The organism is Variovorax sp. UC74_104, from assembly GCF_044055375.1.
Taxonomy (GTDB): domain Bacteria; phylum Pseudomonadota; class Gammaproteobacteria; order Burkholderiales; family Burkholderiaceae_C; genus Variovorax.
Genome location: NZ_CP171978.1, coordinates 3,589,079 through 3,603,063, shown reverse-complemented (window position 1 = coordinate 3,603,063; position 13,985 = coordinate 3,589,079). Strand labels below are relative to the sequence as shown.

Genomic DNA, 13,985 nt, shown 5'->3' with positions numbered 1-13,985 from the left:
ACCTCGCTTCAGGGACAGACCGCCTCGACGTTGTTGCCGTCGGGGTCGATCAGGAAAGCCGCGTAGTAGGTCGGGCTGTAGTCCGGCCTCGGGCCGGCGCCGCCGTTGTCGGTGCCGCCCGCCTTCAGGCCGGCCTTGTGGAAGGCAGCCACGGCCTCGTGGTTCGGCGCGCGGAATGCGATGTGCGTGCCCGGCCCTTTCGCGCCCTTGGCGGCGTAGAGCCACAGCGCCGGCTCGTTGGCCGGGCCGATGCCGGCGTAGCTGTCGTCATACGGGCCCGGCACGTGGCCGAGCGGCGCAAGCGCGGCCTCGTAGAAGCGGCGGCTCGCGGCGAGGTCTTTGACTTTCAGTCCGATGTGGTCGTACATGATGGCTTCCTGCTCGATGTGTTGATCAGGAGTCCATCATCGAAGAGCGCCGCGATGCGCTCTTGGAGAATCTTGCGGTCGCCCTTGGCCGCCTTGCGAAAGCCGCCCGGCGACACGCCCGCTGCGCGATGGAAGGTGCGCACGAAGTTGCTGAGGTCGGCAAAGCCCACGTCCATAGCCACATCGGTCACTGGCCGGCTGTCGTCGTCGGCCAGCAGGCGCGCGGCATGGCGCAACCGCGAGCGCACGAGGTACTGGTGCGGCGTAACGCCCAGCACCTGCGAGAACAGCCGCAGGAAGTGGAAGGAGCTCAGGCCGGCTTCGGCCGCGGCGCCGTCGAGGCCGATGTCGTGCTGCGAATTGGCGTCGATCCACATCGCCGCATCGACCGCGCGGCGGCGGTCGCGTGAGATGGCCGACGAAGGCACTTTGGGCTTCGCCTTGCCGGAAACGACTTCGACGAAGCGGCTCGCGAACCACATGCCCAGTTCGTCCAGCCCGACATCGCTCTGGCCATCGGCCGCGGCCTGCGCCAGTTCGCCGATGACTACCAGCTCCGCGAGCGGCGGCACGCCGCCGGTGCGCCAGGTCCTGGCGTCGCCGCCGATCAGGTCTACGAAGCCGGGCGAGAGGTGGAAGGCAAGGCACTCGTCGCCGCAGACATGGTGGTCGTGCGTGCAGACGTACTCGTCGCCCGGGCAGCCGACCAGCACCGAGCCGGCGACCAGTTCATAGGCATTGCCGCGCGTGCGATAGCCGAAGCTGCCCTTGCGCACGTACGAGACCGAATAGCCTTCGTGCAGCTCGGTGAAGGGCTGTGCGTCGGGACCCGCGTCGCAGCGGTAGCTGGCGATGCGGATCGCGTCGGTCTGTACTTCGTTGGTGACAAGCATGGCCGACGCCTTTCTGCCCCACGAAAACGATTGCTCAATCGACCGTTTGCATCGCCTGCCAGACACGCGCAGGGCTCAGCGGCATGTGCAGGCGCGGTGCGCGCGTGGCCAGGCCGTTGCGCGCGAAGGCGTCCGCCACCGCATTCACGATGGCCGGCGTGGCGCCGATGGTGCCCAGCTCGCCCACGCCCTTCACGCCCAGCGGGTTGTTCTTGCAGGGCGTCGACTCGTCCATCTCCATGTTGAACATGGTGTCGACGATGTCCGCGCGCGGGGCGGCGTAGTCCATCAGGCTGCCGGTGACGGGCTGGCCGGTCTCGTGGTCGTACACCACTTGCTCGTACAGCGCCTGCCCGATGCCCTGCACCGCGCCGCCTTCGAGCTGGCCGCGCACGATCATCGGGTTGATGACGCGGCCCACGTCGTTGACCGAGCTGTAGGCCACCACGCTGATCTCGCCGGTGGGCGGATCGATCTCGATCTCGCAGATGTGGCAACCGTTGGGCCAGGTGGGGCCCGCCACGGTGCTGGTGGAGTCGACGAAGATCTCGCGCCCCGGCTGCTTGGCCGCCAGGGTGAAGAGGTCGAGCTCGAGGTCGGTGCCGGCCACGTTGAAGACGCCGCGGCTGTAGACGATGTCGTCGAGCGAGGCCTCGAACTCCTGCGCGGCCAGTTCGCGCGCCTTGTCGATGGTGCGCTCGGCGCCGATTCGCACGGCCGAGCCGCCGGTGAAGAGAGAACGCGATCCGGCGCTGCCGAAGCCGTCGCCGCGGTCGGTGTCGCCGAGCACCACGCGTACCTTCTCGATGGGCACGCCGAAGGCATCCACGGCAAGCTGTGCCAGCGAGGTGGCGATGCCCTGCCCCATGGCGTTGACGGCCGAGAAAACCTCGATCACGCCATCGGCCTGCACCGAGACGGTGACGCGCTCCTCGAAGACGTTGCCGCCCGTCCACTCCAGGAAGGTGGCGATGCCCAGCCCCCGGTGCTTGCCCCGGCCGGCCGACTCCGCCGCGCGGGTCTCGAAGCCCTGCCAGTCGGCGAGCGTGAGCGCCTGGTCCATCACCGACTCGAAGTTGCCGGTGTCGTAGGTCTGCGCCATCGGGTTCTTGTACGGCATCTGCTCGGGGCGAATGAAGTTGCGCCGGCGCAGCACGATGCGGTCGATGCCGGTCTGCCGCGCGGCCTCGTCCATGAGCCGCTCGATGGTGAAGATGGCTTCGGGCCGGCCGGCGCCACGGTAGGCACCAGTGGGCGCCGTATTGGTGAGCACCGCCTTGAAGTGGAAGTCGATGGTCTGGATGTCGTAGACGCTCGTCTGCACCCAGGGGCCGATCAGCAGCTGGATCGCGACGCCGGTGCCGGTGGCGTAGGCGCCGACGTTGGCCAGGGTCTTGATACGCAGCGCGAGGATCCTGCCGTCTGCGTCCAGCGCCATCTCGGCGCGCGCCTCGATGTCGCGGCCGTGCGCGCTGGAGAGAAACTCTTCGCTGCGGTCGGCCACCCACTTCACGGGCCGGTTCACCTGCAGCGCCGCGAAGGCGACGGCGATGTCCTCGGGGTAGGCGCCGGTCTTCATGCCGAAGCCGCCGCCAACGTCGCCCACCACCACGCGCACCTTTTCCTTGGGCAGGCCGATGGCGGCGCAGACGGCATCTCGCACGCCGGAGGGCATCTGCGTGCTCATGCGGATCGTGAGGCGGCCGGTCTGGGCGTCGCGCGCCGCGAGCACGGAACGCGGCTCGATGGTCAGGGCGACCACGCGCTGATTGTTCACGTCGAGCGCGACCACGTGGCTGGCCTTGGCGAAGGCGGCCGTGGCGGCCTCGCTGCTGCCGTGGCGCATCTCGGCGGCAACGTTGCCGGTGGCTTCCTCGCACAGCAGCGGCGCCCCGTCGGCGGTGGCGCTCGCGAGGTCGACCACCATGGGCAGGTCTTCGTAGTCGACCATGATGGCTTCGGCGGCATCGCGCGCCTGTTGAACCGTGTCGGCCACGACCGCAGCCACCACCTCGCCGACGAAACGCGTGCGCTCATGGGCGATGGCATAGCGTGGCGGGCTGGCGCTGTCGCTGCCATCCGCGCGCTTGAAGCCGGCCGCGCCGGGCAAGGGCTTGACGCCGGCTTCGACCATTTCCGCGCCGGTGATCACGCGCAGCACGCCGGGCATGGCGGCGGCGGCGCTGGTGTCGATGGAGAGGATTCGCGCGTGCGGATACGAGGACCGGAGGAAGACGAGATGAGCCTGTTCGGGGAGCGTGACGTCGTCGGTGTAGCGTCCGGTGCCGGACAGGAGGCTTTCGTCCTCGAGGCGGCGCACCGCCTGGCCGCTGCCGAAGCGGGTGGGATTGAGTTCAGTTGTCAACTTGGTCCTCTTATGCTGATCCCCGGCGTGTGCGCGGGCCTGCCTGATCTGTCGTGGTGCGCGAAAACAAGCTGTGCACTATAGGGTTTCCGGCTGGTTTTGTGGCGCCGTGGAATACGGCCGAACGCTTTTGGCGATATCGGCAACACGCGATTTTCGCCGACTGGATCGGAATTTGCGAAGCCGTGTATACCTATGCCCATGCGACAACTGCCATGGCTCGAACCCGGAGATGCCCTGCCCGACCCCGCCTCCGCCTGGGGCGTGGCCGACCCGGTGCCCGGCCTGCTGGCCGCGGGCGGCGCGCTCGACGTCGATACTTTGATGCAGGCTTATGGCAACTGCGTCTTCCCCTGGTTCAGCGAAGACCAGCCCATCCTCTGGTGGAGCCCCGATCCGCGCATGGTGCTGCGGACGGCCGATTTCAAGCTGCACCGCTCCCTGCGCAAGACCCTCGTACGCTTCATCGAAACGCCCGGTTGCGAGGTGCGCATCGACCATGACTTCGCGGCGGTCATCAAGGCCTGCTCGAGCTCGCCGCGGGTGGGCCAGTCGGGCACCTGGATCGTTCCGGACATGGTGAACGCCTATACGGATTTGCACCGCGCCGGGCACGCCCACAGCGTGGAAACGTGGATCGACGGCGAACTGGCCGGCGGCCTCTACTGCGTTGCGCTGGGCCGCGCGGTCTTCGGCGAGTCGATGTTCACCCGCCGGCCGGACGCATCGAAGATCGCGCTGGCCGCGCTGGTGTCGCTCTGCCGCCACTTCGGGGTGCAGATGATCGACTGCCAGCAGAACACGGCCCACCTCGCCAGCCTGGGCGCGCGCGAAATGGCCCGCAAGCGATTCGTCTCCCACGTCGCAGGGGCACGCCGACAAGAGGGCCCACGGTGGCGATTCGACCCCGTATACTGGTCCGAACTCCTTTCCGCGCGATCTCCTTCCCCGACGTGACGCACCTCAAGGATCTCCCGCTTCACACACTGCAGTTCTACGCGACTGCGCCCTATCCCTGCAGCTACCTGCCGGACCGGCAGGCCCGCTCGCAAGTGGCGACGCCCAGCCACCTGATCCACAACGACGCGTACTCCGACCTGGTGCTCAGCGGCTTCCGGCGCAGCGGGATGTTCACCTACCGGCCGTACTGCGACGGTTGCCGCGCGTGCATTCCGCTGCGCGTGCTGGCCAACGAGTTCCGGCCCAACCGCAGCCAGCGCCGGGCGCTGAAGCAGCATGCCGACCTCCAGGCGCGCGTACTCAAGCTGTGCTTCATGCCGGAGCACTACCAGCTCTACCTGCGCTACCAGAACGGCCGACATGCCGGCGGCGGCATGGACCACGACAGCATCGACCAGTACACCCAGTTCCTGCTGCAGAGCCGGGTCAATTCGCGCCTGGTGGAGTTTCGCGAAACGCTGCCCGACGGCAGCGCGGGTGCGCTGCGGATGGTGTCGATCCTCGACGTGCTGAACGACGGCATCTCGGCCGTCTACACCTTCTACGAGCCCGATTCGAGCGCGGGCTACGGCACCTACAGCGTGCTCTGGCAGATCGAGCAGGCCCGCAAACTCGGCCTGCCGCACGTCTATCTCGGCTACTGGATCGAGCACAGTCCGAAGATGAACTACAAGGCGCGCTTTTCCCCTCATGAAGTGTTGTTGGATGGCCGCTGGCAGGCACCGGGCGATTTCACAAGGTAAAATGGCGCCCGGTCATCACCGCCAAGCGCCATGAGAAAAAACCGATCCGACATTCCCGCCGTTCCCGTGATCCAGGTGATCGAGCGCATGTTCGCGCTGATCGACGTCCTGGCATCGCGCGAGGACGCCATTTCGCTGAAGGAGATCAGCGAAAAGACAGGGCTCCACCCGTCGACCACGCACCGCATCCTCAATGACCTGGCCGTCGGCCGCTTCGTCGACCGTCCCGAGGCCGGCAGCTACCGGCTGGGCATGCGCCTGCTGGAGCTGGGCAACCTGGTCAAGGGCCGACTCAACGTGCGCGATGCGGCCCTGGGCCCCATGCGAGAGCTGCACAAGCTGACGCAGCAACCCGTCAACCTCAGCATGCGCCAGGGCGACGAGATCGTGTACATCGAGCGCTCCTACAGCGAACGCTCCGGCATGCAGGTTGTGCGCGCCATCGGCGGCCGCGCCGCCCTTCACCTCACCTCGACCGGCAAGCTGTTCCTGGCGGCGGACGACCCGCAACGCGTGCGCAGCTACGCCACGCGCACGGGCCTGGCGGGCCACACGCGCAACAGCATCACGCAGCTGCCCGCGCTCGAGCGGGAGCTGTCGAAGGCGCGCCAGTACGGCATCGCCCGCGACAACGAAGAACTGGAACTGGGGGTGCGCTGCATGGCCGCCGGCATCTACGACGACCAGGGCAAGCTGGTGGCGGGGCTTTCGATCTCCGCGCCGGCCGACCGGCTGGACGAGGGCTGGCTGCCCAAGCTGCAGGCCACGGCCAATGAAATCTCGGGCGCGCTGGGGTTCAAGGAAGGCACGTCGGCCATGCCGCCATCGCCTTCAGGCGGCTCAGCGCCTTCGGCTGGCATCTGAGCCGGAGCAGCCTCCGAAAACAAAACAGGCCCTGCGAGGGCCTGTTTTCGTTGGGAAGCTGGAGACCGGATCCGTCGATCAGCCTGCCACCTGGTAAGCAGCGTTGCGCGACGAAGCTGCCGGCGAGCCGACCGAATGGGTGGCTTCCACCCAGCGGCGAACGCGCTCTGCGTCGGCGATACGGCTGAACTTGCCGGCCGAATCCAGGAACACCATGATCAGCTTGCGGCCGGCCACCCGGGCCTGCATCACAAGGCATTGGCCGGCTTCGGAGATGTAGCCGGTCTTCTGCACGCCGATTTCCCAATCGGGGCTCTTCACGAGGCGGTTGGTGGTGTTGAACTGCAGCACGCGGTTGCCGACCTCGACCTGGTATTCAGGCGAGGTGGACAGCGAACGAACCGTGGCATCGGCGTAGGCGGCATTGACCAGCAGCGCCAGGTCCTGCGCGCTCGACTGGTTGCGGCTCGACAGGCCGGTGGGCTCCACGTAGCGCGTGTCCTTCATGCCGAGCATCTTGGCCTTGGCGTTCATGATGCTCACGAAGGTCGTCAGGCCACCCGGATAGGTGCGGCCCAGCGCGTGCGCGGCGCGGTTCTCGCTCGACATCAGCGCCAGGTGCAGCAGTTCGCCGCGCGAGAGCGTGGTGCCGACGGTCAGGCGCGAGCTGCTGCGCTTTTCGGTATCGACATCGTCCTGGGTGATGGTGATGAGTTCGTCGTTCGGCAGATGGGCCTCGCTGATCAGCAGGCCGGTCATGAGCTTGGTGAGCGACGCGATCGGCAGCACGGCGTGGTCGTTCTTGCTGAACAGCACTTCGTGGGTGTCCTGGTCGATGACCAGCGCGACGCTCGACTTCAGGTCGAGCGCATCTTCGGTTCCATGCAGGCCGGCCATCTGGCCGAAGGATTGGCGCGGGGGTGCCTCGACGACGCGAACCACCGAGCGGCGCTGCACGGCCACCACGGTCTTGCCATTCTTCTTGTGGATGGTGGCGACCACGTTGCGGCCGCCGCGAACCACCTTCTCGGCACGTTCGGCCTTTTCGGCACGGCCGCCGCGCTTGGCGACGGCGGCGGTCTTCGAGGAAGCGGCGTTGCGCTTGACTTCGACCGGCACCGGGCCCTTCGCCTTCTTGGCGACGGCGGCCTTGGCGGCGACGGGCTTTTCCTTCTTGGCAGCCTGGGCGCCAGGCAGCAAAAACGCCGTGGCGCAGAGCGCGACGGCGATGGCTTTGAAAGCGGGCAGGAACCGCTGGCTGGAAACTCGGCTTAGGCGGGCTTCAGGCATTAAAAAATCTCCAGCGGCGACAAACGAGGACCGCAGTGTATCGAAATCAAAAAAGACACGCAATATCAGTTACTTGCATCCTCTTCTTCATTCGAATATCAAGGATCGCCCGAAAACCTAACCTTGTGCCGCAACTCTCTCAGCTTGGCTCTGTAACTTATTGAGCGCACTCAAATAAGCCTTGGCCGAAGCGACAACGATGTCGGGATCCGCTCCCACACCGTTGACTACCCGCCCTGCGTTTTGTAACCGGACTGTAACTTCTCCCTGGCTTTCCGTCGAGCCACTGATGGCATTTACAGAGTAAAGAACCATTTCGGCGCCGCTCTTGACATGCGACTCGATGGCCTTCAGGGAAGCATCAACCGGGCCATTCCCGTCGGATTCGCCGGTGACTTCCTTGCCCTGGACGGTGAAGACGATTTTCGCCTGGGGGCGCTCGCCGGTTTCACTGTGCTGGGAGAGAGAGACGAAAGCAAACTGCTCACCAACGTTCGACACCTCTTCGGCGCTGACGAGCGCGAGGATGTCCTCGTCGAAAATCTCCGACTTCCGATCGGCCAGCTCCTTGAAGCGCAGGAAGGCGGCGTTGATCTCGCCCTCGCTGTCCATGGCCACGCCCAGTTCCTGCAGGCGCTGCTTGAAGGCGTTGCTGCCGCTGAGCTTGCCCAGCACGATCTTGTTGGCGGTCCAGCCCACGTCTTCCGCGCGCATGATCTCGTAGGTGTCGCGCGCCTTGAGCACGCCGTCCTGGTGGATGCCCGATGCGTGCGCGAAGGCATTGGCGCCCACCACGGCCTTGTTGGGCTGCACCACGAAGCCGGTGGTCTGGCTGACCATGCGGCTGGCGGCCACGATATGCTGGGTGTCGATGCGCAGGTCGAGCCCGAAATAGTCCTTGCGAGTTTTCACCGCCATGACGACCTCCTCGAGCGAGCAGTTGCCCGCGCGCTCGCCCAGGCCGTTGATGGTGCACTCCACCTGGCGTGCGCCGCCGATCTTCACGCCGGCCAGCGAGTTGGCCACCGCCATGCCCAGGTCGTTGTGGCAGTGCACCGACCAGATCGCCTTGTCGCTGTTGGGAATGCGCTCGCGCAGCATCTTGATGAAGTTGCCGTAGAGCTCGGGAATGGCGTAGCCCACGGTGTCGGGCACGTTGATGGTGGTCGCGCCCTCGTTGATCACGGTTTCGAGCACGCGGCACAGAAAGTCTGGATCGCTGCGGTAGCCGTCCTCAGGGCTGAATTCGACGTCGCCGATCTGGTTGCGCGCAAAGCGCACGGCCAGCCTGGCCTGCTCATGGACTTCGTCGGGCGACATGCGCAGCTTCTTTTCCATGTGAAGCGGCGAAGTTGCGATGAAGGTGTGGATCCGCCCGCGGGCCGCGCCCTTGAGGGCCTCGGCCGCGCGGCCGATGTCGCGGTCGTTGGCGCGCGAGAGGCCGCACACCGTCGAATCCTTGATAGTGTTGGCGATCGCCTTCACCGCCTCGAAATCGCCGTTCGAGCTGGCGGGAAAACCCGCCTCGATGACGTCGACCTTCAGCCGCTCCAGCAGCTTGGCAATGCGCATCTTCTCGTCGCGCGTCATCGAGGCGCCCGGCGATTGCTCGCCGTCGCGCAAGGTGGTGTCGAAAATGATCAGCTGGTCGGTCATCGTGGTTCTCCTTCGTACGCGCCCTTCCTGCGCGTCCGGACCGGACCAGCGCTTCAGCGTCAGGCGACTTCAACCACCGATTGTGCGCTGTGCGCGCCCCGGGTACGCGCACGTTGCACGCCCGAGACGATCGCCTTCAGCGAAGCCGTGACCACGTTCGCGTCCATGCCCACGCCGAAAAGCGTCTGGCTCTCGTCCACGCGCAGCTCCAGGTAGGCCACCGCCTTCGCGTCGGCGCCGGCGCCGATGGCGTGCTGGTGGTAGTCCATCACGCGCACGGTGTGCCCGGTGGCCTTGCTCAGCGCCTGGGTGAAGGCGTCGATGGGACCATTGCCGCGGCCTTCGATGGCACGGACTTCACCGTCCCAGGCCAAGTCTCCGCGCAGAACCACGGAGGCGTCGGCGCCCTCGCCCTCCTCCTTGATCACGCGCTGCTGCAGGGATTGCACGGTCTCGATGCCGTACTCGCGCACGAACAGCTGCCAGAGGTCGGCGGCGGTGAGCTCCTTGCCGGCCACGTCCATCACGCGCTGCACCGACTGCATGAATTCCATCTGCAGGCGGCGCGGCATCTCGATGCCGTATTCGCTCTCGAGCAGGTAGGCCATGCCGCCCTTGCCGGACTGGCTGTTCACGCGGATCACGGCCTCGTAGCTGCGGCCCACGTCCTTAGGATCGATGGGGAGGTACGGAATCTCCCAGATGTCGCCGTCCTTGCGCGCCGCGAAGGCCTTCTTGATCGCGTCCTGGTGCGAGCCCGAGAACGAGGTGTAGACCAGGTCGCCCACGTACGGATGGCGCGGGTGCACCGGGATCTGGTTGCAGTGCTCGACCGTGGCGCGGATCTCGTCGATGTTCGAGAAGTCGAGTTCCGGCGAGACGCCCTGCGTGTAGAGGTTGAGCGCGACGTTCACCAGGTCGAGGTTGCCGGTGCGTTCGCCATTGCCGAAGAGGCAGCCTTCGATGCGCTCGGCGCCGGCCATCAAGGCCAGTTCGCCGGCCGCCGTGCCGGTGCCGCGGTCATTGTGCGGATGCACGCACAGCACGATGGAGTCGCGGCGAGCGAGGTTGCGGTGCATCCACTCGATCATGTCGGCGAAGATGTTCGGCGTGGAGTGCTCGACCGTGGTGGGCAGGTTGACGATGCACTTGCGCTCGGGCGTCGGCGCCCAGACTTCGGTCACCGCATCGACCACGCGCTTGGAGAAGTGGACGTCGGTGCCCGAGAACATCTCGGGCGAGTACTGGAAGGTCCACTTCGTGTTCGGCTGCTTGGCAGCGAACTCGTTGAACATGCGGGCATGGCTGCTGGCGAGTTCGACGATCTGGTCCTCGTCCATGCCGAGCACCACGCGGCGCATGATGGGCGCGACGGCGTTGTAGAGATGCACGATCGCGCGCGGGGCGCCCTGCAGCGATTCGAAGGTGCGAGCGATGAGGTGGTCGCGCGCCTGCGTCAGCACCTGGATCGTCACGTCGTCGGGAATGCGGTCTTCCTCGATGAGCTTGCGCACGAAGTCGAATTCGATCTGCGAGGCCGAAGGGAAGCCGACTTCGATTTCCTTGAAGCCGATGGCCACGAGGGTTTCGAACATGCGCATCTTGCGTGCGATGTCCATGGGCTCGACCAGGGCCTGGTTGCCATCGCGCAGGTCGGTCGACAGCCAGATCGGCGCCTTGGTCAGCACGGCATCGGGCCAGGTACGGTCCTTGAGGCCGATCGGGGCGAATGCGCGGTATTTGCTTTGAGGTTGCTTGAGCATGTCGATTTCTCTGTGATGGTTGGTAATCGACCAGCAACCCCAAAAGACAAACGGCCCGTTGCTGGTGCGAACGGGCCGTGGTGAGGGATTTGCGCGTGCGCTACCGTCTCCGCCCGTGAGGGAGGGCTAGTAGGGCCAGCAGCGAAATCTTGGTCATGAGGCTGACGAATGTAGCACAAGCCACACTCAGTTATGCAAGCCCCGCTCGTCGGGCTCCTCGGTCGAGGTGCTGATCACGCTGACCGGCTGGCCCTTGGCCTTGCGCCACGCATAGACCACGTAGCCGCTCAGGCCGTAGACGACGAACAGGCCGAACAGCACTGTCGGCGGGTGGATGTTGATGACGGCGATGCCCAGCGCGATCAGCACGATCACAGCGAAAGGCACGCTCTTCTTCATCTGGATGTCCTTGAAGCTGTAGAACGGCGCGTTGGTGACCATGGTGAGGCCCGCGTACAGCGTGAATGCGAAGGTGACCCAGGTGATCTGCGTCCACGAGAGATACAGCACCTCGCCGCCGCGCTTGCCCCATTCGTTCACGAGCCAGATGAAGCCCGCCACGAGCGCCGCGGCCGCGGGCGACGGCAAACCCTGGAACCAGCGCTTGTCGACCACGCCGGTGTTGACGTTGAAGCGCGCGAGCCGCAGCGCCGCGCAGGCGCAATAAACGAAAGCCGCGATCCAGCCCCAGCGGCCCAGCCCCTTGAGCGACCATTCGTAGGCGATGAGCGCCGGCGCCGCGCCGAACGACACCATGTCGGACAGCGAATCCATCTGCTCGCCGAACGCGCTCTGCGTGTTGGTCATGCGCGCGACGCGGCCGTCGAGGCTGTCGAGGATCATCGCGGCGAAGACGCCGAGCGCCGCGAGGTCGAAGCGCGCGTTCATGGCCATCACGACCGAATAGAAGCCGCCGAACAGCGCCGCCAGCGTGAACAGGTTCGGCAGGATGTAGATGCCCTTGCGGCGCTTGCGCGGCGGCACATCGTCGGGAAGCGTGTCGTCATGCATCGAATTTGCCTCCATCCCTCGTGCGTGCTGCGTGGGTAGCTATCCATTCGATAGCATATTGATCTGTGAATCGCATGGTTCGCAGTGTAGTTCAGGGGCCCGCGTCGGCCTCTCTCAAACAAAAGGGCCACCGCAACGGGTGGCCCTCGGGGAAACGGGCGCCGAAGCGCCCTCCTGGCTCGCAGATCAGTTGCGGGTCTGGTCGACCAGCTTGTTCTTCTTGATCCAGGGCATCATCGCGCGCAGCTTTTCGCCGACGACTTCGATCTGGTGCTCTGCATTCAGGCGGCGGCGGCTGATCAGCGTGGGAGCGCCGGCGGCGTTTTCGAGCACGAAGCTCTTGGCGTATTCGCCGGTCTGGATGTCCTTCAGCACCTGCTTCATGACCTTCTTGGTCTCTTCGGTCACGACGCGCGGGCCGGTGACGTACTCGCCGTACTCGGCGTTGTTCGAGATCGAGTAGTTCATGTTGGCGATGCCGCCTTCGTAGATCAGGTCGACGATCAGCTTCAGCTCGTGCAGGCACTCGAAGTACGCCATTTCGGGCGCGTAGCCGGCTTCCACCAGCGTCTCGAAGCCGGCCTTGATCAGCTCGACCGTGCCGCCGCACAGAACCGCTTGTTCGCCGAACAGGTCGGTCTCGGTTTCTTCGCGGAAGTTGGTCTCGATGATGCCGGCCTTGCCGCCGCCGTTGGCGGTGGCGTAGCTCAGCGCGAGGTCACGCGCCTTGCCGGTCTTGTCCTGGTGCACGGCCACGAGGTGGGGCACGCCGCCGCCCTGGGTGTACGTGCTGCGCACGGTGTGGCCCGGAGCCTTGGGAGCGACCATCCACACGTCGAGGTCGGCGCGCGGCTGAACGAAGCCGTAGTGCACGTTGAAGCCGTGCGCGAAGACCAGCGAAGCGCCTTCCTTGATGTTGGGAGCCACGTCGTTCTTGTAGACGTTGGCGATCTGCTCGTCGGGCAGCAGGATCATGACCACGTCGGCGGCCTTCACGGCGTCGGCGACTTCGGCGACCTTCAGGCCGGCCTTCTCGACCTTGGGCCACGAAGCGCCACCCTTGCGCAGGCCGACCACGACCTTCACACCGCTGTCGTTCAGGTTCTGCGCGTGCGCATGGCCCTGCGAGCCGTAGCCGATGATTGCAACCGTCTTGCCCTTGATGAGGCTCAGGTCAGCGTCCTTGTCGTAGTAAACCTTCATTTGAATCTCTCCTAAAAAATCTCGAGCATCCGTACGGATGCATTTCACTCAAAGGCCGGAGGAATTCCGGTCCTTCATCTGCTGGTTGATGGACACAAGGCTGTCGTGGATGCGGAACAGCACGATGAACAGTTCGCTGAAGATGCGAACGGCGACGGCGCCGAAGACCAGGGCCACGAACGCTGGCAGGTACTGCCCCTGGTACAGGGCCGCTCCCGCCATGGCGATCACGCCCAGCAGGCCCAGGAGGTAGAGCACCCGGACGATCGCCGGGGTCACCATCCTGTCGAAACCGAGCAGTCCTCGCATCACTCTTGCCTCATGTGTGGATGAACGTATGAACTGAGGGCGCCTTCACCCTCCTACACGCGCAGGATGCGCTCGCCGCGGCCGATGCCGCTGGCACCGGTGCGGACAGTCTCGAGGATAGCGCTACGCTCGATCGCTTCAAGGAAAGCGTCGTTCTTGCCGTGGTCGCCGGTGAGTTCGATGGTGTAGCTCTTGTCGGTCACGTCGATGATGCGGCCGCGGAAGATCTCCGCCATGCGCATCATCTCCTCGCGCTCCTTGCCGACCGCGCGCACCTTCACCATCATGAGCTCGCGCTCGGTGTAGGCGCCTTCGGTGAGGTCGACGACCTTCACCACCTCGATCAGCCGGTTCAGGTGCTTGGTGATCTGCTCGATCACGTCGTCCGAACCGGTGGTGACGATGGTCATGCGCGAGAGGCTCGCGTCCTCCGTGGGCGCCACCGTGAGCGATTCGATGTTGTAGCCGCGGGCCGAGAACAGGCCCACCACGCGGGAAAGAGCACCCGGCTCGTTTTCCAGCAGCACTGCAATGATGTGTTTCATGTTTGCGTGACTCCT

At 65.5% G+C, this 13,985-nt stretch carries 13 protein-coding genes; 3 read left to right on the top strand and 10 right to left on the bottom strand.

The features are described from left to right. Nucleotides 1-8: 8 nt before the first annotated feature. The 3 genes from ACHMXA_RS16905 to ACHMXA_RS16895 are packed head-to-tail and all read right to left on the bottom strand — an operon-like array spanning nucleotide 9 to nucleotide 3,626. Complete coding sequence (locus ACHMXA_RS16905; RefSeq protein WP_176663736.1) at nucleotides 9-368, bottom strand: VOC family protein; 360 nt, start codon at nucleotides 366-368, stop codon at nucleotides 9-11. Next, nucleotides 347-1,261, bottom strand: coding sequence for a helix-turn-helix domain-containing protein (locus tag ACHMXA_RS16900; RefSeq protein WP_395315882.1), 915 nt, complete (start codon nucleotides 1,259-1,261; stop codon nucleotides 347-349). Before ACHMXA_RS16900 ends, ACHMXA_RS16905 begins: the two co-directional genes overlap by 22 nt. Before the next feature lie 34 nt (nucleotides 1,262-1,295). After that, nucleotides 1,296-3,626 (bottom strand): xanthine dehydrogenase family protein molybdopterin-binding subunit, encoded by a 2,331-nt coding sequence (locus tag ACHMXA_RS16895; protein WP_395315881.1) that lies wholly within the window; start codon nucleotides 3,624-3,626, stop codon nucleotides 1,296-1,298. A 201-nt stretch (nucleotides 3,627-3,827) separates the two neighbouring features. Between ACHMXA_RS16895 and aat the strand changes: the two genes are divergently transcribed. Genes aat through ACHMXA_RS16880 form a run of 3 tightly spaced genes read left to right on the top strand, consistent with a single transcriptional unit; the run spans nucleotide 3,828 to nucleotide 6,193 of the window. After that, the gene (gene aat / locus ACHMXA_RS16890; RefSeq protein ID WP_395315880.1) at nucleotides 3,828-4,583 is read left to right on the top strand and encodes a leucyl/phenylalanyl-tRNA--protein transferase; all 756 of its coding nucleotides are present in this window, start codon (nucleotides 3,828-3,830) and stop codon (nucleotides 4,581-4,583) included. After that, the gene (locus tag ACHMXA_RS16885; protein ID WP_176663732.1) at nucleotides 4,580-5,329 is read left to right on the top strand and encodes an arginyltransferase; all 750 of its coding nucleotides are present in this window, start codon (nucleotides 4,580-4,582) and stop codon (nucleotides 5,327-5,329) included. Before aat ends, ACHMXA_RS16885 begins: the two co-directional genes overlap by 4 nt. A 30-nt stretch (nucleotides 5,330-5,359) precedes the next feature. Next, entirely contained in the window at nucleotides 5,360-6,193 is an 834-nt protein-coding gene (locus ACHMXA_RS16880; protein WP_395315879.1) for an IclR family transcriptional regulator, read from the top strand. Nucleotides 6,194-6,271: 78 nt separating this feature from the next. On the opposite strand, the gene ACHMXA_RS16875 is transcribed toward ACHMXA_RS16880, so the two are convergent. The 7 genes from ACHMXA_RS16875 to ilvN all read right to left on the bottom strand — a co-directional run bounded on the left by ACHMXA_RS16875 (nucleotide 6,272) and on the right by ilvN (nucleotide 13,970). Then, nucleotides 6,272-7,483, bottom strand: coding sequence for a serine hydrolase (locus ACHMXA_RS16875; protein WP_395315878.1), 1,212 nt, complete (start codon nucleotides 7,481-7,483; stop codon nucleotides 6,272-6,274). Between the two features lie 117 nt (nucleotides 7,484-7,600). Beyond that, on the bottom strand, nucleotides 7,601-9,139 hold the full coding sequence (locus tag ACHMXA_RS16870) for a 2-isopropylmalate synthase (protein WP_395315877.1): 1,539 nt from the start codon (nucleotides 9,137-9,139) through the stop codon (nucleotides 7,601-7,603). 59 nt (nucleotides 9,140-9,198) lie between these two features. Then, complete coding sequence (gene leuA / locus ACHMXA_RS16865) at nucleotides 9,199-10,902, bottom strand: 2-isopropylmalate synthase (protein WP_395315876.1); 1,704 nt, start codon at nucleotides 10,900-10,902, stop codon at nucleotides 9,199-9,201. Between the two features lie 186 nt (nucleotides 10,903-11,088). Then, nucleotides 11,089-11,913: a CDP-diacylglycerol--serine O-phosphatidyltransferase gene (pssA, locus tag ACHMXA_RS16860; RefSeq protein WP_176663727.1), complete on the bottom strand. Its 825-nt coding sequence runs from the start codon at nucleotides 11,911-11,913 to the stop codon at nucleotides 11,089-11,091. A 186-nt stretch (nucleotides 11,914-12,099) separates the two neighbouring features. Beyond that, entirely contained in the window at nucleotides 12,100-13,116 is a 1,017-nt protein-coding gene (ilvC, locus tag ACHMXA_RS16855; protein WP_081266312.1) for a ketol-acid reductoisomerase, read from the bottom strand. Nucleotides 13,117-13,164: 48 nt separating this feature from the next. After that, complete coding sequence (locus tag ACHMXA_RS16850) at nucleotides 13,165-13,425, bottom strand: DUF4282 domain-containing protein (protein ID WP_395315875.1); 261 nt, start codon at nucleotides 13,423-13,425, stop codon at nucleotides 13,165-13,167. A 53-nt stretch (nucleotides 13,426-13,478) separates the two neighbouring features. After that, a complete protein-coding gene (gene ilvN, locus ACHMXA_RS16845) occupies nucleotides 13,479-13,970 on the bottom strand; it encodes an acetolactate synthase small subunit (protein ID WP_007834236.1) in 492 nt (163 codons plus the stop codon). Nucleotides 13,971-13,985 lie beyond the last annotated feature (15 nt).